Below are 18,429 nucleotides of genomic sequence, written 5' to 3' on the forward strand. Positions count from 1 at the left end.
GGCTCTGAGGGCTTGTCGTCACGTGCTCTCTTGCGCGGAGCCGGCATACCCATCGGCGGAGAGCGCTCTAACGCTGGGCCGTGTCGCCTTCCGGTAGGCCGGCCCGGCGCAGCCCCTGGACGAGGTAGGCATACTCCTCAAGGAATCGGGGGTTCTCGGACCATCCCGCGGTGGCCCACTTTTGCACCGTATAGCCAGGCATGAGTTTCAAGAGTTTCTCAACCGCATCATGGGCTTCGGCGTCCTTGCCGGTCCAAGCATAAGCGGCGGCGATATCAACGTAAGCGATCCAATATGGGCCCCGGGCAAGGGATTTCGAACACCACGATATTGCTTCGCTCCAGTGCTGCAAATGAGAATGGGCGTGACATATATTATAATACCAAACATTCAATAAACCGTCCCGTGGACTGATCCGAATCGCTTTATCGATGTAATCGAATGCGCGCGCGGCGTGACCCATCAAGATCTGAGTGTTCCCGGACTTCGTGTAAGATTCCGGGAAATTTGGATCATTCTTGATGGCTTCGCCATACATCGCCATGGCTAAGTTGAAATCGCGGTTGGAGGCGTAGACATCGCCCTTGACGAAATAAGCGATCGACGAGTTGGGTGAAATCGCGATGACCCGATCTGCCAGATCCTCTGCTCGCTTGATGTCGGCTGGGCGATCGGTGCTCCAGCGATTTGTAACAAGCTGAATTGTCCCGCGCGCAAGACCCTGTAGAGCTCGCAGGTTATCCGGTTCCAGAGCCAAAGATTTCTTGAAGAACTCGATCGCGGAACGCGTGCTCTCGGCGTTCCTCGGCTTGTTGAGATGAGCCCAACCGAGCATCGCCAGATCGGCCGCACCAGGGTTGTCGGGATGTTCCAGCCGAATGCGCGCGGTTTCAGCTTCGGTCAGTTGCACATCGAGCGAGCGGGCAAGGCGTGCGACGAACTGGGCTTGCAACTCGCCGAGCTGGCTGCGTTCGCCCTCAAATCGGTCTGCCCAGAGATGGGCGCCTGTCTCCGTCGAGATCAGCTGTGCATTGAGAACGATCTGCTCGCCGGTGCGGCGGACGCTTCCTTCCAGGGCATAGCGCACCCCCAGGTCGCGCCCCAGTTGTTTCACGTCGATAGCCTTACCCTTGTAAGTGAAGGCGGTGTTTCGGGCGATCACAAAGCTGCCCGCGAGGCGTGAAACGTCGGTTGTCAGGTCTTCGGTCATGCCATCAGCGAAGAATTCCTGCTCAGGATCAGGGCTTAAATTTGCGAATGGCAGGACGACGAGCGAGAGCGGCGGCAGCGGCTTCGCGGGCAATCCGGCTTGAACCGCCAAGGTGCGATCAGCCGTGGGGGCACGCGAAGTTGCGAGCCACCATCCGAGACCAGTCCCGGCCATACCGAGCGCCAGCAGGCCGGCGGTGACCGCGCGCCAAGGCCGCTGCCGGCCTGCCGCTGCAACGACGGGCTCATCCGCGTGAGCTGCGCTGACCTCTTCGGGCAATCCGGGGCTGCCCGCTATGGCGGCGGACGAGAGAGCAAAGACACCGATCGGCCGCGCGATGTTCTTCAGCTCCAGCTTGCCACGGTCCTCGAAGACATAAGGAAGCCTGTCGCGCACCTGATCATAGACGGAGCGCGAAACGCACAGCCCGCCCGGTTCGGCCAAGGGCTCAAGGCGTGCCGCCACGTTGACGCCGTCGCCGTAGAGGTCACCGTCCGGATCGGCCATCACATCCCCGACGTTGATGCCGAAGCGCAGGCGGAATTGGTTTTCGGGCGGCACGTTCGGCTCACGGCCAGGCATCGCCTGCTGGATCCGGACGGCACAGGCAACGGCCCGCACGGGGCTGGGGAACTCGACGAGCAGGCCATCGCCCATTGTCTTGACGATCCGGCCCCGGGCGACGGCAATCTGAGGATTGATCAGCTCCCGGCGGAGCGCTTTCAGACGGCGCAGCGTGCCGGCTTCGTCCGCACCCATCATGCGGCTGTAACCGACGATGTCGGCGACCAGGATGGCAGCGAGGCGGCGCTCGGCCTGCGGATGATCCGTGACCGCCCTCGGCGCGTCCGCTGACACTGCGCTCCTCCTGGTATTGTTTTCCTTCGTACCATACGGCGGTCTCGCCGCCGAGATGCCTCGCGAAATCAGGTTTTCAGAAAACCTCTTCCTGTCGAAAGGCGGCCCCGCGCGACGCCGGGGCAGGATCCGCCGCTTTTATCCCTGGCGGGATGTTCCGCCACTCACTGATGGCCGCTTCTCGGAGACTCCGATGGTCTTCCTTGCGGCCGACCTGCATCGAAACACCAAGTGACCCAGTCCCCACCCCGCGGCTCAGACTCCGCCCCGCTGTTCGACCAGCTTGACCAGCGTGTGCAGCATCCGGTTGGCCGGCGTCGGGACGCCGAGCGCCGCACCTTTGCGCACCACGTAGCCGTTGAGGTGGTCGATCTCGCTGGGGCGGCCCCGGGCGAGATCCTGGGCGGTGGACGAGCGCTGGTCGGCCATCGTCCTGCTCAGCGCCATGACGCTGTCGAAGATGTCGGGCGGCACCGATACGCCTGCCGCCTCGGCAACGGCCACGCATTCCCGCACCACGTCGGTCATCGAGTCCACGACGCCTTCGCCCTGGACCAGCCGGCCATAGGGCAGCTGCGTCAGGGCCGAGAGGGCATTGTAGGCGCAGTTCATGATGAGCTTGCCCCAGAGCGCGTCGAGAGCGCGCGCCGAGACGGTTGTGGGGGCGCCGGCCGCCGTGAGGGCGGCGGCGATCCGCTCGCTCGTCTCGGATGCGCCCAGGATCAGATCGCCCCGGCCGTTGTGCCGCACACGACCGGGCCCGGCCATCGCGGTGGCGACGTAGACCGCCACCGGCACGACCGGCCGTCCGAGAACCGCGGCGAGCCGCTCGGCGTTGTCGACACCGTTCTGGAGGCTGAGGATCGTGGCGGACCGGCCGAGATGCGGCGCGATCAGCGCGCCGGCTGCTTCGGTGTCGCCGGACTTGACGCAGACCAGCACGAGGTCGGCTCCCGCGACGCCGTTGCCGTCGGTCGTCGCCTGCACGGGCGCGAAGCCGGCTCCCGCCGCGCTCTCCAGAACCAGGCCGTCCGACCGCACCGCCGCGACCAGCGCGGGACGGCCGATCAACGTGACCGCGTGTCCGGCCCTCGCCAGAAGGAACCCGTAATAGCACCCGACCGCGCCGGCTCCCACGACGGCGACGTTCAGGACGGCATCGCTCATGGTGCGGCCGCTGCCGCTTGCTCCGGATGAAACGGCGCGGTTCCCACGGCGCTCCTGCGGACATGGTCGAGCAGCGCCTGGGCCGGGTGGCGCAGGCGCACGCCGTCGACGAGCTTGGCCTGCGACCGGCAGGAATAGCCGTCGGCCAAGAGGGTGCAGCCGGGGGCCTCGGACACGTGGCGGGCCCAGCTCGCGTGGTAGATCGTCTCCGAGGTGACGCGGTGACGGGCCTCGTGACCGTAGGTCCCGGCCATGCCGCAGCAGCCGGAGGCCGGCACGTCGAGACGCAGCCCGAGATGCGCGAACAGGGCCTGCCAGTCGCGGACCGCGCCAGGCGCGTTGGTGCGCTCGGTGCAATGGGGCAGCAGGCGCATCGTCCCGCCGCCCTGGCGCGGCGCGATCCGGTCGAGCTGGGTCGCCAGCCATTCCTGCAGAAGGTGGACCTTCGGCAGGTCGCCGGCGCCGAGCGCCTGCGCGTATTCGGAGCGGTAGGTCAGCGTCATCGACGGGTCGATCCCGACGAGGGGCACGCCCTGCCGCGCGAAGTCCCGGAGCATTGCGGCGTTCTGCCCGGCGACGGCCGCGAACCGGGCCAGGAAGCCGTGCACGTGCAGCGGCTTGCCGTTCGGTCGGTACGGCACGAGCCAGGGCTTGAAGCCGAGGGCGACGAGCAGCGCGCAGGCATCGGCGACGACCTCCGCGTCGAAGTGGCTGGTGAAGGCGTCCTGCACGATGAGCACCGCCGACGCACGATCCTGAGGATCCAGCCGGGTCAGAGCCGCCGGAGTGGCCACGGGCACGCCGAGACGTGCCAACCGCGCCTTGAGATGGATGGGCGACAGGCCCGGGATCTCCACCAATCCGGCCCTGGCCAGGAGACGGCGGACGACCGGATTGGCTAGGAGCGCGTTGCTCAAGCGCGGCGCCCGGGCCGCCAGCGGCAGCAGCGGCTCGAGGGCCGCCACGAGGTGGTCCTTCAGGGGCCGGGCGTAGCGCGTGTGGTAGAGTGCCAGGAACTTGGCCCGGAAGGTCGGCACGTCGACCTTGATGGGGCAGGAGCCCGTGCAGGACTTGCAGGCGAGGCAACCGTCCATCGCCTCCTTCACGGCATGCGAGAAGTCTTCCGCTTCGTCTCGCGGCTGGACGGCGCTCCGAAGGGTGGCGGCCACGTCGCGCAGCCAGCCGCTGCGCTGACGCGCCAGCACGGCGGCCGGATCGACGCCCTCCGCCGCCGCGCGCCGTAGCCACTCGCGCATCAGCGAGGCGCGGCCCTTGGGCGAGTGGCGCCGCTCCCGGGTCGCCTTCCAGGACGGGCACATGGCCTCGTCCGCATCGAAGCTGAAACAGGCGCCGTTGCCGTTGCAATGAAGCGCCTCGTCGAAATCCCGGCGGACCTGCGCCGGGATGGTACGGTCCTGCTCGCCCCGGCGCGGCACGCCGTCGATCCGGGTCAGTCCCTGGCCTTTCGCCGAGGCGATCTTGCCCGGGTTCATCCGGTCGCCCGGGTCGAAGGCGCGCTTGACCGCTTCCAGCGCCGGCATCAGCGGCCCGAAGGTCGCGGGCACGAACTCGGAGCGGAAGCCCTTGCCGTGCTCGCCCCAGAGCAGTCCGCCATATTTGGCGGTCAGCGCGACCACACCTTCCGTCACCTCGCGGATCAGGCGGTTCTGGTCCGGGTCCTTCAGGTCGATGGCCGGCCGGACGTGCAGCACGCCGGCATCGACGTGGCCGAACATGCCGTAGCGCAGGCCCTTGGCGTCGAGGAGCGCCCGGAACTCCGTGATGAAGTCGGCGAGCCGCTCCGGCGGCACCGCGGTATCCTCCACGAAGGGGATCGGGCGGGCATCGCCCTTGGCGGCGCCGAGGAGGCCCACCGCCTTCTTCCGCATGGTCCAAAGCCGCTCGATCGCGTCGCCGCGGGCGATGGTGAAGCCGAGGCGCTTCGTGTCGGTGCCGCGCGCGGCCTCCAGCATCCCGGTGAGCCGATCGAGGGCCGCCTCGACGACGGCTTCGTCGTCGCCGACGAACTCCACGAGGTTGATCCCGTCCACCGGGCGCCCGGCCGGATCGTCGGGGAAGAAGGCCCGCACCTCGGCCCAGATCGGGTCCTTGCGGGCCAGCGCCAGGACCGTGGAGTCGATGGTCTCCACCGAGGCGGCGCCGAACGGCAGCAGCGCCTGCGCGTCGCGGAGCGCCGCGTCGAAATCGACGTAGGACAGCGCCACCAGGACAGAGGCCTTCGGGATCGGGAGCACGTTGAGCCGCGCCTCGGCGATCAGCGCCAGCGTCCCCTCGGATCCGCAGATCACGCTTTTCAGGTCGAAGCGGCCCTCCGGATCGCGCAGATGCGCGAGATCGTAGCCGGTGAGGCAGCGGTTGAGCTTGGGGAAGCGCTCGGCGATGAGCGCGGCGTTCTCGGCGACGACGGCATCGACAATCCGGTGGATCTCGCCGATCCGGTCGTTGCGGCCCTTGGCGGCTTCGAGGCCTTCCGCATCCAGGGGCTCGGCGGTCCAGATCGTGCCGTCGGTGAGCACGCAGGTCAGCGCCAGGACATGGTCCCGGGTCTTGCCATAGAGGCAGGAACCCTGCCCGCAGGCATCGGTGGAGATCATGCCGCCGAGGGTCGCGCGGTTCGAGGTCGAGAGCTCGGGCGCGAAGAACAGGCCGTGCCTGGCGAGTTCCCGATTGAGCTGATCCTTCACCACCCCCGGCTCGACCCGGACCGTGCGGTTGGCGACATCGATCTCCAGGATGCGGGTCATGTGCCGCGAGGTGTCGACCACGAGGCCGTGGCCTAGCGACTGGCCGTTGGTGCCCGTTGCCCCGCCGCGGGGGCGGATCACGATCTCGGCGAAGCGCGGGTCATCCAGGAGCTTGGCGATGCGCACCAGATCGTCGCGCGTGCGCGGAAAGGCCACGGCCCCCGGCTCCACCTGGTAGATCGAGTTGTCGGTGGCGAAGACCGTGCGGTCGGCATCCGAGAGCGTCAGGTCGCCTTCGAAGCCGCGCAGGTGCAGCTCCGCGCAGGCCGCCTCGTAGAGCGGCACGGCCTCGGTATGGCGGGTCAGGACCGGGATCATGCGCGCCTTCTACACCCGGCGGATCGCCGGAGGCCATCGGTGGACCTGCGGCAGACGGTGCGGGCACGGTATTGTCGATGCCTCGCCCCGTTCCGGGCTCACGCAGTCCAGCAAAACCTGCTCCGGCGGAGCGGCCCCGCTCCGTTCGCCGGCACGCCCGAGGCGCGCTGGCATCGCGCTTGCCACGCGATCGCGGAGATCGGAACGGATGCCCATGAACGCGAGCGTCGAACGGGTCAGGGAAGCCCTGACCGAACTGATCAAGGCTGCCCTCATCTCCGACGACAGCCTGAGCCTCACCTGCCGCGAGGCGGGCCGGACGAAGCTCGCGGCGCTCGCCGCCGACCCGCCCGATCCGGCGACCCTGCGCATGGACGGCGCCTGGACGCTGGCAATCCACGATGCCGAGGCTCCGGATCTGGCACCGCTGGAGGGGCAGGTAAACCTGACGCTGCCGCGGGCCTGCCCCTTCACCCTGGAGGAGATCGTCGCACCCGGCTTCGACGTCGATCGAGCGGTCGATCACATCCGGAAGATCGCCTCAACCGGCTGATTGCAGCTGTTGAGGACGGTTGCCGCGGCGTTGCCGCGGGCGGCCCCGGCACCCATCTTACGATCACAGGACCGAAGCCTCGGTCCGAGGCCCGCGCGCGGGCTCCGTCTTCCGAGAACTGTCCGGCACCCTCGTTTGGCACGACGCACCACCGCCCCGGCGGCCGAGCCCGCCGCTCCGCCGCCCTTCCCCACTCGTGAGCAGATCCTCGCCTTCGTCGCCGAGTCTAAGGAGCGCGTCGGCAAGCGCGAGATCGCCCAGGCCTTCGGCATCAAGGGCGCCGCCAAGATCGAGTTGAAGCGCATCCTGAAGGAGATCGAGGAGGACGGCGCCCTCGATCGCGGGCGCGGCGGACTCGCTCCAGCCGGGCATCTACCGCCGGTGGTGCTGGCCGATATCCGCTCGCGGGATCGACACGGCGACTTCCTGGCCTTTCCGGTGGAGTGGACCGGCGCGGGCAAGCCGCCGTCCATCGTGCTCACGCAGCCGCGCGGTCCCCGCAAGGGCAATCGTCCGGCGGCGGGCATCGGCGACCGCGCCCTGGTGCGCGTCGAGCGTGACGCCGAGGGCGGCTATGCCGGCCGGGTCATCAAGGTCATCGGAAAGAACCGCGCCGAGATCATCGGCGTCTACCGCGTCGGCGCACAGGGCGGCCGGATCGTGCCCGTCGAGAAGCGCTCGCAGGGCCGCGAGATCCTGATCCCGCCCGGCGAGGAGGGTCAGGCCCGTGACGGTGATCTCGTCAGCGTCTCCCTGGAGCGCGAGACCCGATTCGGCCTGCCCCGGGGCCGGGTCCGGGAGCGGCTCGGCTCGCTGGGCTCCGAGAAGGCGGTGAGCCTGATCGCGCTGCACCTGCACAACATCCCGCACGTCTTCGCGGATGCGACCCTGGCCGAGGCCGATTCCGCCGAGCCCGCCAGCCTGGAAGGCCGAGAGGATTGGCGCGACCGTCCGCTCCTGACCATCGACCCGCCCGATGCCAAGGACCACGACGACGCCGTCATGGCCGAGGCCGATCCCGACCCGGCCAATCCCGGCGGCTTCATTCTCACCGTCGCGATCGCCGACGTTGCGGCCTATGTCCGGACAGGATCGAGCCTCGACCGGGAGGCGCTGGAGCGAGGTAACTCGGTCTACTTCCCGGACCGCGTCGTGCCGATGCTGCCGGAGCGGATCTCCAACGATCTGTGCTCCCTCCGCGAGGGCGAGGATCGGCCGGCACTCGCCGTGCGGATGGTCATCGCCGCCGATGGCGAGAAGCGCCGTCACAGCTTCCACCGGGTGATGATGCGGTCCCGCGCCAAGCTCGCTTACGCGCAGGCGCAAGCTGCCATCGACGGGCAGCCGGACGATACGACCGGACCGCTGCTGGATACGGCGCTCCGCCCGCTCTGGACGGCCTACGCGGCCCTGCGCGCGGCGCGAGACCGGCGCGGGCCGCTCGCCCTGGACCTGCCCGAACGGAAGGTTCTGCTCAGCCCCGAAGGCGCAGTCGACCGGGTGATCGTGCCGCAACGCCTCGACGCGCACCGGCTGATCGAGGAGTTCATGATCCAGGCGAACGTCGCCGCCGCCGAGACCCTGGAGCAGGCGCGCCAGCCGCTGATCTACCGCGTCCATGACGAGCCCGCCCTGGAGAAGATGCGAGCGCTTGGCGAGGTTCTGGCCTCGGTCGGCATCAAGCTGCCGAAGGAAGGGGCGCTGCGGCCCGCCCTGTTCAACCGGATCCTCGCCATGGCGGCCGAGACCGAGCACGGGGTCTTCCTCAACGAGGTGATCCTGCGCAGCCAGGCCCAGGCCGTCTATGCCGCCGAGAATCTCGGGCATTTCGGCTTGAACCTGCGCCGCTACGCGCATTTCACCTCGCCGATCCGGCGCTACGCCGATCTGATCGTCCATCGGGCCCTGATCACCGCGTGCAAACTGGGCGCCGACGGGCTCGCGCCCGAGATCTCGATGGGCGAGCTGGCACAGATCGGCGAGCAGATCTCGGCGGCCGAGCGCCGCGCCATGGCGGCCGAGCGCGAGACCATCGACCGGCTGATCGCTCACCACCTCGCCGATCAGGTCGGAGCCACCTTCGAGGGCCAGATCGCGGGCGTCACCCGGGCCGGCCTGTTCATCAAGCTCGATGAGACCGGTGCGGACGGCTTCGTGCCGGTCTCGCAGCTCGGCGCCGACTATTTCCGCCACGAGGAGGGCCGCCACGCCCTGGTCGGCGAGCGGACCGGCGAGACGTTCCGGCTGGGCGACCGGGTCGAGGTGCGGCTCGTGGAGGCCGCGCCAGTGGCCGGGGCGCTGCGCTTCGAATTGCTCAGCGAGGGCCGGACCCGATCCGGCGCCCGCACGGCGGGCGCAGGCAAATCGCCCGGCGGACGACCCTTCAAGGCCGCGCCGCCCGGCCGCCCCGCCGGCATCCGCAACACCGGGTCGCGCCACCGCGGCTCGCGCCGCTGACCGGGCCGATGTACACCCCTGCCATGACCGTCGACGCGATCCCGGCCCGCACCCGCCTGATCCCCGCGATGGCAAGGGGCTTCATCGGCCGCTGCCCGCATTGCGGCCAGGGCCGGATCTTCGGCCGCTTCCTCAAGGTCCGGCCGGAATGCGACGCGTGCGGCCTCGAACTGCACCACCACCGGGCCGACGACCTGCCCCCCTACGTGGTGATCTTCATCGTCGCCCACATCGTGGGCTACCTGATCCTGGAGACCGAGAGCGCCTACGAGGTGCCTCTCTGGGTCGAGATGGGGGTCTGGCCGGTCTTCACGCTCCTGTTCGCGCTGGTCCTGCTCCAACCCGTCAAGGGGGCCGTCGTCGGGCTGCAATACGCCCTTGGCATGCACGGCTTCGCCACGCTACCGCGGAGCCGCCCCGCCCCGGGGCCGGAGGAGACGCGCCTTGCCGCAGCCGCTGCAGGAGCCCCAGATCACCACAGCTCCTGAGCGGAAGCCCGCAGCGGCGCGGCTGCGCCCACGGGACGCGGCGACCCTGATCGTGATCGACCGGCGCGGCAAAGGCGGCCCGAAGGTCCTGATGGGGCGGCGGAACCCGAACCTCGCCTTCATGCCGGGCAAGTTCGTCTTCCCGGGCGGCCGGATCGAGCTCGGCGACCGCCACATGCCAGTGGCCGGGGCGCTCCCCGATTATGCCGAGGCGGCGCTGACCCGGCAGGTCTCCCGGCCGCCGCACCATCTCGGCCGCGCCCTGGCGCTGGCGGCCATCCGCGAGACCTACGAGGAGACCGGCCTGCTCCTCGGCACGACCGAGCACGGCGCGCCCGAGGATGTCCCCGCGGGCTGGGAAGGCTTCGCCCGGCACGGCGTGCTGCCGGATCTCGAGGCGCTCCACCTCGTGGCCCGCGCGATCACGCCGCCCAAGCGCGTGCGCCGCTTCGATACGCGCTTCTTCGCGATCGACCGCCGAATGGTGGCGGCCGAGGAGCCGGGGCGGATCACCGCCGACGCCGAGTTCACGGAACTGGCCTGGGTCCGGCTCGACGCCGCGCGCAAGCTCGACCTCCCGTACATAACCCGCGCCATCCTGGACGACCTGGAAGCCCAGATCGCCGCCGATTTCGCCCCGTACCGGATGATCCCCTACCACTACGAACGCTACGGGCGCCGCGAGCGGGTGGCCTTGTGAGCCGGCCGGAGGAACGGGCACGGGACGCGCGGCGGGGGATCAGCTCGGAGGATGTGGCGGCGATCTCGGCGGCCGTGACCTGCGTCACCGTCGTCGGCATCGGCCTGAGCCTGTCGATCCCGCTCCTGTCGATCGAGCTTGAGCGGCGCGGCGCGTCGAGCACGCTGATCGGGCTCAACACCGCGGTGGCGGGCATGGCCAGCATCTGCACCGTGCCGTTCGTGCCGCGGCTCGCGGCGCGGATCGGTGTCGCACCGCTGCTCGGCCTGGCGCTCGTCGTCGGGGCGATCAGCCTCGCGCTGTTTCCGATCCTGCCGGGCATCGCCCTATGGTTCCCCCTGCGCTTCGTCTTCTCGATGACGCTCGGCGCCCTGTTCGTCCTCTCGGAGTACTGGATCAACGCCGCCGCCCCGCCGGAGCGCCGCGGCCTCGTGATGGGCATCTACGCCACCGTCCTGGCGGCGGGCTTCGCGGTCGGACCGCTCCTGCTGGCGCTGGTCGGCACGACGGGGCTGGCGCCCTACGCGACCGGGGCCGCCCTGATGCTGGCCGGCGGCCTGCCGATCGTGCTGGCGCGCGGGCTGTCGCCGACGATCGAGCCGGGCTCCGGCCGCGGCATCCTCGGCTATGTCCGGCTCGCCCCCGGCGCGCTGGCGGCAGCCCTCGCCTACGGGGCGGTGGAGACCGGGATCTTCGCGATCCTGCCCCTCTATGGCCTGCGGCTGGGCTACGATGCGCAGGGCGCGGCGGGACTCGTCAGCCTGATCGCGCTGGGCAACGTGCTGTTCCAGATCCCGTTCGGCTGGCTCGCCGACCGCCTCGATCGCGGCGCGGTTCTGCTCGGCGCGAGCCTCGCGGGCGCCGCGGGCTCGGCCCTGATCCCGTTCGCGGCCGGCAGCCCGATGGCGTTCGGCCTGCTGCTTCTGGTCTGGGGCGGCATCGCCGGTACCCTCTACACGGTCGGCCTCGCGATGCTCGGCGACCGCACGCCGGCGAATGACCTCGCGGGCGCCAACGCGGCCTTCGTGGTGCTCTACAATGTCGGGCTGATGCTGGGGCCCCCGGTGATCGGCGGGGGCCTCGACCTCGTGCCCCCGCACGGCTTCGCGTGGGCGCTGCTCGCCCTGTTCCTGGCTTTCGCCGGATGGCTCGCCGTGGCCGAGAGGCCGCGCCGGACTTCGGGCGCGGGGTGAAAAGGTAGCCGCGTGCCACGATCTGCCAGTCCCGTCGTTCCGGGACTGCGGCGCAGGGCCCGGAATCCAGATCCACGCCGCGTGTCCAGCCCAGCTCCGTCGGCGGCTCCGGATTCCGGGCTCGCCTGCGGCGCCCCGGAATGACGGAGGGATGCCCGAAACCGCGCCGAAGCTGCCACGACACGCTCCAGGCCTGACCTGCCGGTGGAGCGCTCACTCTTGACCTGTCGGGCCCGATCGGGCATTCACCCGCCCGTATTCGGCCGGGTCCTCCCGGCCATTTGCGTTTCGCTCACGCGGAATGCCGCACCCTGCAGGAGCGCCGCGCCATGGCCAAGGCCGTCACCGTCAAGATCAAGCTCGTCTCCACCGCCGACACGGGCTATTTCTACGTCACCAAGAAGAACTCTCGCACGCAGACTGAGAAGCTGACGATGCGCAAGTACGACCCGGTCGCGCGCAAGCACGTCGAGTTCAAGGAATCCAAGATCAAGTAAGAGCCGCCGGCCGCGTCCCGGCCGCGCCCTTGCGAAGCCGCTCCGGAGACGGGGCGGCTTTTTTGTTGGGCTCCCGTCTTCGGAGCGCAGCGAGGCAATCCCGTCGGCTCGACGACCTCCGATCTCGCGCGGCCCCGGGTCGCTTCGCTGGGCACGCGAAGATGGGCGCTTCGAACGGGACTCCCGGGTCCCACCCTGTCAGGCGGGTGTCGACCCCGCCAGGTCCGGATCGAGCGTGCGCGCCAGCGACCGCGCGACGGCGACCAGAGCCGTCACCATCGGCGTCGAGGGCTCGCGCCGCGGGGCGACGAGGCCGATCGTGTGCTCAAGGTCCGGGGCGGTGATCGGGATGGTGCGCACGCCCGCCATCGGTCCCAGCGCATCGACGAGGATCTCCGGCATGATCGAGGCCCAGCGCAAGGTACGCACATGGGTCAGCAACACGATCATCGAGTTCGATTCGAGGGTAGCGGCAGGGTCGGCACCCGATTCCCGGATCTGCTGGTCGATGATCCGCCGGTTCTGCATGTTCGGCGTGAGCAGGCAGAGCGGCAGGCTGCCCGTCTCCGCCCACGTGACGCTGGCCCGGCCGTCGAACGGGCCGCCCATCGCCGTCACCAGACGGTAGCGTTCCCGGTAGAGCGGCACGGAGACCACCCGTCCGAGAGGTTCATTGTCGAGGTAGGTCAGGCCCGCATCCGCCTCCAGGTTCTCGATCAGCGAGAAGATGTCGGCCGAGGTGGCGGACTCGACCGCGAGTCGTACGTCCGGGTGCCGCTCGCGGTAGGGTGTGGTCAGGTTCACGATCATCGGCAGGGCCGTGGGGATCGCGGCGATGCGCAGATGGCCCGTCAGGCCCCGGCGCAGGCCCGTCACCTCCTCGTGCATGGCCCGGGCATCGGCCACGATCCGCCGCGCCCATTCGAGCACCCGCTCGCCCTCCGGGGTGAAGCCCTGGAAGCGCGAGCCGCGCAGCACGAGCTGAACACCGAACCGGTTTTCCAGCTGCTTCACACCGGCCGAGAGCGTCTGCTGCGTCACCCCGCAGGCTTCGGCGGCGTGGCCGAAATGCTGCTCGCGGGCGAGCGCGAGCAGGAAGTCCAGCTTGTCGATCACGACGCAAGGATCCCGGCACGGCGAGGCGCTCGAAACCTAGCGACCCGCCGCGCCCGCCACAACCGGCGGGTCCGGACCATCACCGGAACAGGATGAAGGCCTTCGACAGGGTGATGCCGATGCCCCAGACGATCGGGATGCCGACCACCGCCCAGGCCACGGCCGCGCCCAGGCTGAACCCGCCGCGCCCGATGCCGAACGAGCCGGATCGCCCGGAGACGTTTGCACCCGTCCGGACATCGAGGGCGGCACGCTCGGAATCCGACATGAACCAGCTTTGGGCCAGCGGACGGACCAGGAGGTTGCAGAGGAATCCGGCCACCAGGAAGCCCGCGAGCACGTACATGGTCCGGCCGTAGAGATCCGCACCCTGAACACCGGCAGCGATCTGCGCCTCGCGGATCTTGGTGATCACGAAGGGCCCGACGATGCCGGCCATCGACCACGCGGTGAGCAGGCGTCCGTGGATGGCGCCCACGAACTGCGTGCCGAACACGTCGGCGAGGTAGGCCGGGACCGTCGCGAAGCCACCGCCATACATCGACAGGATCACGCAGAAGAAGGCGACGAACAGGGCCTGCGAGCCGATGCCGGCCGCCCAGGGCGCGGCCGCGTAGAGCACGCCGCCGAGCGCGAAGAAGATCGCGTAGGTGACCTTGCGACCGATCCGGTCCGACATCGAGGCCCAGAAGAACCGGCCGAGGATGTTGAACAGGGAGAGCAGGCCGACGAAGCCGGCGGCGATCGCCGCGACCTGCGCCTTCTGGCTCGCGTCGAGGGCGGAGAAGCCGGTGCCGGGCAGGCCGATCAGCTCACCGCCGAAGATCTCCTGAAGCATCGGTGAGGCCAGCGCCAGCACGCCGATGCCCGCGGACACGTTGAGGAACAGGACGAGCCAGATCATCCAGAACTGGACGGTCTTGTGCGCGTCCCGCAGGTGGACGTGGCCGGAGGCGATCATGGCGTTCTTGGCAGCCGGAGCCGTCCAGCCGTCCGGACGCCAGCCGGCCGGCGGCACCCGGTAGCCGAAGGCGCCGCCCAGCATGAACAGGATGTAGCCGACGCCCATCACCGCGAGCGTCTGCCAGACGCCGGCCGAGTCGGCGGTCCGGAAGCTCTTGATCAGGCTGTCGGCCAGGGGCGAGCCGATCATCGCGCCGCCGCCGAAGCCCATGATCGCCATGCCGGTGGCCATGCCGCGCCGGTCCGGGAACCACTTGATCAGCGTCGAGACCGGGGAGATGTAGCCGAGGCCGAGCCCGATGCCGCCGATCAAGCCCATGCCGAGCCAGATCAGCCAGAGCTGGTGGACGTAGACTCCGAGGGCGCCGATCAGGAAGCCGCCGCCCCAGCACAGGGCGGCCACGATGCCGGCCTTGCGCGGGCCCGCGCGCTCCAGCCAGCCGCCGAACAGGGCGGCCGACAGGCCAAGCACGACGATGCCGATGGAGAAGACCGTCACGAGGTCGCTGACGCGCCAATCGCAGGTGGTGGTGAACAGGGCCGTCATCACGCCCATATCGGCACAGGCGGCGGCCGCCGGCTTCCCGACGGAGAGCGCCCGCGTCAGGGGCAGCCAGAACACCGACAGGCCGTAGGCCATGCCGATGCAGAGATGGATCGCGAGAGCGGCGGGCGGGACCAACCATCGGTTGAAGCCCGGTTTTGCGACGATGCGCTCGCGCGAGAGCAGACCCGGCGCGACATCGGGCGCGACCGCGCCCGTGACCCCAAGACTCATGACGTCATCCTCTTCGGCGGCCACGTGGATGGGCCGCGCGTGAAAGGATGATGCGCGATCTGTGTGCAGGGTGCCAGCGCCACTCCACGCTGAGGCGACAGTTTTAATCCTGATTGCAACCTTTTGTATGCACGGTGCCGAACGAAAGAGGCCCCGCAGGGGCCCAAGTCTCAGACTCTCCGCACTTCGACCCCGGTCTCAACCCGCGTCGCTGGCGCCCGCCCCGGCGAGCTGCGGATCCCGGGTTGCCGGACGCACAGGGCTGTCGGCCGCCGGCTCCTCGCCGTGCAGCGCCCGCCGCACGTAGCTGTCGACCCGGTCGCCCTGCTCCGGCAAGGCGGCCTCGAGATGGGCGATCATCTTGGGTGTCCAGAACGCCTTGATGTGCTTCTGGATCCCGGCAACCGCCTCCTCCTCCGGGTAGGACCGGAAGAAGGTGGCGATCTGGTTCGCCATGCGGACGAGCTTGTCCGCCTGTGTCACGGCACTCATCGGATACTCTTACTCTGCCGCGTCCAGGGTCTGGGCGATCCGGGTCAGGGAGAAGTCCTCTTCGTAGAACTTCGCCTGCCAGTCGGAGGGCCGGTTGGTCCGCCGGACCTGCACCGCCGTCACCTTGTACTCGGGGCAGTTGGTCGCCCAGTCCGAGTAATCGGTGGTGATGACGTTGGCGCCGGTCTTGGCGTGGTGGAAGGTCGTGTAGACTACGCCGGGCTGCATCCGCTCGGAGATCCTGGCCTTCAGGGCGATGTCGCCCGAGCGGCTCTCCAGGGCCACGAGATCGCCGTCGACGATGCCGCGCAGCTCGGCGTCGAACGGGTGGATCTCGAGCACGTCCTCCTCATGCCAGCGCGAGTTCTCGGTGCGCCGCGTCTGCGCGCCGACATTGTACTGGGACAGGATCCGGCCCGTGGTGAGGATCAGCGGGAACTTCGCCCCCGTCCGCTCCTCGGTGGCCACGAACTCGGTGATCATGAACCGGCCCTTGCCGCGGACGAATCGGTCCACGTGCATCATCGGCGTGCCGAGCGGCGCGTTCTCGTTGCAGGGCCACTGCACCGAGCCGAGCTCGTCGAGCTTGGCGTAGGACACGCCGGTGAAGCTCGGGGTGAGCGAGGCGATCTCGTCCATGATCTCGGACGGGTGGCTGTAGTTCATCGGGTAGCCGAGGGCGTTGGAGAGGAGCACCGTGCCCTCCCAGTCGCCGTAGCCGCCCATCGGGGCCATGACCTTGCGGACCCGCGAGATGCGGCGCTCGGCGTTGGTGAAGGTCCCGTCCTTCTCCAGGAACGAGGCGCCCGGCAGGAAGACGTGGGCGTATTTCGCGGTCTCGTTCAGGAACAGGTCCTGGACGACGATGCACTCCATCGCCATCAGGCCCGAGGTCACGTGGTGTGTGTCCGGGTCGGATTGCGCGATGTCCTCGCCCTGGATGTACATGCCCTTGAACGAGCCCTCGACGGCCTCGTCGAGCATGTTGGTGATGCGCAGGCCCGGCGCGCTGTCGAGCTTGGCGCCCCACAGAGCCTCGAAGCTCTCGCGGGTGGCGTCGTCCGACACGTGGCGGTAGCCCGTGAGCTCGTGCGGGAACGAGCCCATGTCGCAGGAGCCCTGGACGTTGTTCTGGCCGCGCAGCGGGTTCACGCCGGCGCCGAGCTTGCCGATATTGCCGGTGGCCATGGCGATGTTGGCCATGCCCATGACCATGGTCGAGCCCTGGCTGTGCTCGGTGACGCCCAGCCCGTAATAGATGCCGGCCGCGCCGCCCTTGGCGTAGAGCCGGGCTGCGCCGCGGACCTCAGCCGGGTCGAGGCCGGTGAATTGCTGCTGCGCCTCCGGGGAGTGACGCTGGTCGGCGATGAAGCGGGCCCAGGACTCGAACTCGGCGAGATCACAGCGGTCGCGGACATAGGCCTCGTCGACCAGCCCCTCGGTGACGATCACGTGCGCCAGCGCGTTGATGAAGGCGACGTTGGAGCCGGGCTTCAGCGGCAGGTGATAGTCGGCCTTGATGTGGGGCGACTTCACGAGGTCGATCTTGCGGGGATCGGCGACGATGAGCTTGGCGCCTTCGCGCAGGCGCTTCTTCATGCGCGAGCCGAAGACCGGGTGGCCGTCGGTCGGGTTGGCGCCGATCACCAGGATCACGTCGGACTTCTCGACGGACTTGAAGTCCTGGGTGCCGGCCGAGGTGCCGAGCGTCGACATCAGGCCGTAGCCGGTCGGCGAGTGGCAGACGCGGGCGCAGGTATCGACGTTGTTGTTGCCGAAGGCGGCGCGCACCAGCTTCTGGACGAGGTAGGCCTCCTCGTTGGTGCAGCGCGACGAGGTGATGCCGCCGACCGAGTCCTTGCCGTACTTGGCCTGGATCCGCTTGAACTCGCTCGCGGCCCGGTCGATGGCTTCGTCCCAAGAAACCTCGCGCCACGGATCCGTGATCTTCTCGCGGATCATCGGCTTGGTGATGCGGTCCTTGTGAGTGGCGTAGCCGTAGGCGAAGCGGCCCTTCACACAGGAATGGCCCTCATTGGCCTTGCCGCCCTTGTAGGGGACCATGCGGACGACGCGCTCGCCCTGCATCTCGGCCTTGAACGAGCAGCCGACACCGCAATACGCGCAGGTCGTCACCTCCGCGTGCTCGGGCTGGCCGAACTCGTGGATCGATTTTTCTTGCAACGTGGCCGTGGGACACGCCTGAACGCAGGCTCCACACGAGACACACTCGGATTCGAAGAAATTGGTCGGGCCGGCCGCCACGCGGCTGTCGAAGCCGCGGCCCGCGATGGTCAGCGCGAAGGTGCCCTGCACCTCCTCGCACGCCCGGACGCAGCGATTGCAGACGATGCACTTCGACGGGTCGTAGGTGAAGTACGGGTTCGACTCGTCCTTCGGCAGGTACTTTTCCGAACTCGGGCGGACGTGGTTATCGCCCTCGTAGCCGTAGCGTACGTCGCGCAGGCCGACGACGCCGGCCTGGGTCTGCAGCTCGCAATCGCCGTTCGCCGCGCAGGTCAGGCAATCGAGGGGGTGATCGGAAATGTAGAGCTCCATCACGCCCTTGCGGAGCTTGGCAAGCTTCTCGTTCTGCGTGTGCACCACCATGCCGTTCTCGGCCGGTGTCGTGCAGGAGGCCGGGGTGCCGCGCCGTCCCTCGATTTCCACGAGGCAGAGGCGGCAGGAGCCGAAGGGCTCCAGCGAATCGGTGGCGCAGAGCTTCGGGATCTGCGTCCCGGCATGCATCGCCGCCGCCATCACAGAGGTGCCGGCCGGCACCGTCACCGACATGCCGTCGATCGTCAGGGTGACGGTCTGCTCCGCAACCCGGATCGGCGTGCCGTAGTCGATCTCCTTGATCAGGCCCATCGA

General features: G+C 69.0%; 13 protein-coding genes. 6 read left to right on the plus strand and 7 right to left on the minus strand.

Translation table 11 applies throughout. The annotated features are described in order from the left end of the window. Positions 1-67 precede the first annotated feature (67 nt). The 3 genes from JOE48_RS11500 to JOE48_RS11510 form a co-directional block, all read right to left on the minus strand. Positions 68-2,068, minus strand: coding sequence for an adenylate/guanylate cyclase domain-containing protein (locus tag JOE48_RS11500; protein ID WP_312893170.1), 2,001 nt, complete (start codon positions 2,066-2,068; stop codon positions 68-70). A 255-nt stretch (positions 2,069-2,323) separates the two neighbouring features. After that, positions 2,324-3,220 (minus strand): ketopantoate reductase family protein, encoded by an 897-nt coding sequence (locus JOE48_RS11505; RefSeq protein WP_210035704.1) that lies wholly within the window; start codon positions 3,218-3,220, stop codon positions 2,324-2,326. Between the two features lie 11 nt (positions 3,221-3,231). Beyond that, positions 3,232-6,318, minus strand: a complete 3,087-nt coding sequence (locus tag JOE48_RS11510; protein ID WP_210029901.1) for an FAD-binding and (Fe-S)-binding domain-containing protein — start codon at positions 6,316-6,318, stop codon at positions 3,232-3,234. Between the two features lie 214 nt (positions 6,319-6,532). On the opposite strand from JOE48_RS11510, the gene JOE48_RS11515 reads away from it, so the two are divergent. From JOE48_RS11515 to rpmG, 6 genes are all read left to right on the plus strand, one after another. Then, complete coding sequence (locus JOE48_RS11515) at positions 6,533-6,871, plus strand: hypothetical protein (protein ID WP_210035705.1); 339 nt, start codon at positions 6,533-6,535, stop codon at positions 6,869-6,871. 135 nt (positions 6,872-7,006) lie between these two features. Then, positions 7,007-9,328, plus strand: a complete 2,322-nt coding sequence (rnr, locus tag JOE48_RS11520; RefSeq protein WP_210029903.1) for a ribonuclease R — start codon at positions 7,007-7,009, stop codon at positions 9,326-9,328. A 23-nt stretch (positions 9,329-9,351) separates the two neighbouring features. Further along, a complete protein-coding gene (locus JOE48_RS11525; protein ID WP_210035706.1) occupies positions 9,352-9,816 on the plus strand; it encodes a DUF983 domain-containing protein in 465 nt (154 codons plus the stop codon). Then, positions 9,773-10,516, plus strand: coding sequence for an NUDIX domain-containing protein (locus JOE48_RS11530; protein ID WP_210029904.1), 744 nt, complete (start codon positions 9,773-9,775; stop codon positions 10,514-10,516). The genes JOE48_RS11525 and JOE48_RS11530 overlap by 44 nt, the downstream gene beginning before the upstream one ends. 53 nt (positions 10,517-10,569) lie before the next feature. Continuing rightward, complete coding sequence (locus JOE48_RS11535) at positions 10,570-11,709, plus strand: MFS transporter (RefSeq protein ID WP_210029905.1); 1,140 nt, start codon at positions 10,570-10,572, stop codon at positions 11,707-11,709. A 329-nt stretch (positions 11,710-12,038) separates the two neighbouring features. Then, on the plus strand, positions 12,039-12,206 hold the full coding sequence (gene rpmG, locus JOE48_RS11540) for a 50S ribosomal protein L33 (protein ID WP_210029906.1): 168 nt from the start codon (positions 12,039-12,041) through the stop codon (positions 12,204-12,206). Between the two features lie 198 nt (positions 12,207-12,404). Here the strand turns inward: rpmG and JOE48_RS11545 are convergent, their stop codons facing one another. The 4 genes from JOE48_RS11545 to fdhF form a co-directional block, all read right to left on the minus strand. After that, positions 12,405-13,322 carry a LysR family transcriptional regulator gene (locus JOE48_RS11545; RefSeq protein WP_210029907.1) on the minus strand — a complete coding sequence of 306 codons (918 nt, stop codon included), beginning with the start codon at positions 13,320-13,322 and terminating at the stop codon, positions 12,405-12,407. Between the two features lie 79 nt (positions 13,323-13,401). Beyond that, positions 13,402-15,063 (minus strand): OFA family MFS transporter, encoded by a 1,662-nt coding sequence (locus tag JOE48_RS11550; RefSeq protein WP_210029908.1) that lies wholly within the window; start codon positions 15,061-15,063, stop codon positions 13,402-13,404. A 198-nt stretch (positions 15,064-15,261) separates the two neighbouring features. Then, complete coding sequence (locus JOE48_RS11555; RefSeq protein WP_210029909.1) at positions 15,262-15,555, minus strand: formate dehydrogenase subunit delta; 294 nt, start codon at positions 15,553-15,555, stop codon at positions 15,262-15,264. A 9-nt stretch (positions 15,556-15,564) separates the two neighbouring features. Further along, positions 15,565-18,426, minus strand: coding sequence for a formate dehydrogenase subunit alpha (gene fdhF / locus JOE48_RS11560; RefSeq protein WP_210029911.1), 2,862 nt, complete (start codon positions 18,424-18,426; stop codon positions 15,565-15,567). Positions 18,427-18,429 lie beyond the last annotated feature (3 nt).

It is taken from the genome of Methylobacterium sp. PvR107, assembly GCF_017833295.1.
Taxonomy (GTDB): domain Bacteria; phylum Pseudomonadota; class Alphaproteobacteria; order Rhizobiales; family Beijerinckiaceae; genus Methylobacterium.

What these genes read in the sequence shown, in the direction of transcription:
- JOE48_RS11510 (WP_210029901.1), bottom strand. Translation starts at nt 6,318, where the DNA reads ATGATCCCGGTCCTGACCCGCCATACCGAGGCCGTGCCGCTCTACGAG.
- JOE48_RS11515 (WP_210035705.1), top strand. Translation starts at nt 6,533, where the DNA reads ATGAACGCGAGCGTCGAACGGGTCAGGGAAGCCCTGACCGAACTGATC.
- JOE48_RS11525 (WP_210035706.1), top strand. Translation starts at nt 9,352, where the DNA reads ATGACCGTCGACGCGATCCCGGCCCGCACCCGCCTGATCCCCGCGATG.
- rpmG (WP_210029906.1), top strand. Translation starts at nt 12,039, where the DNA reads ATGGCCAAGGCCGTCACCGTCAAGATCAAGCTCGTCTCCACCGCCGAC.
- JOE48_RS11550 (WP_210029908.1), bottom strand. Translation starts at nt 15,063, where the DNA reads ATGAGTCTTGGGGTCACGGGCGCGGTCGCGCCCGATGTCGCGCCGGGT.
- JOE48_RS11555 (WP_210029909.1), bottom strand. Translation starts at nt 15,555, where the DNA reads ATGAGTGCCGTGACACAGGCGGACAAGCTCGTCCGCATGGCGAACCAG.
- fdhF (WP_210029911.1), bottom strand. Translation starts at nt 18,426, where the DNA reads ATGGGCCTGATCAAGGAGATCGACTACGGCACGCCGATCCGGGTTGCG.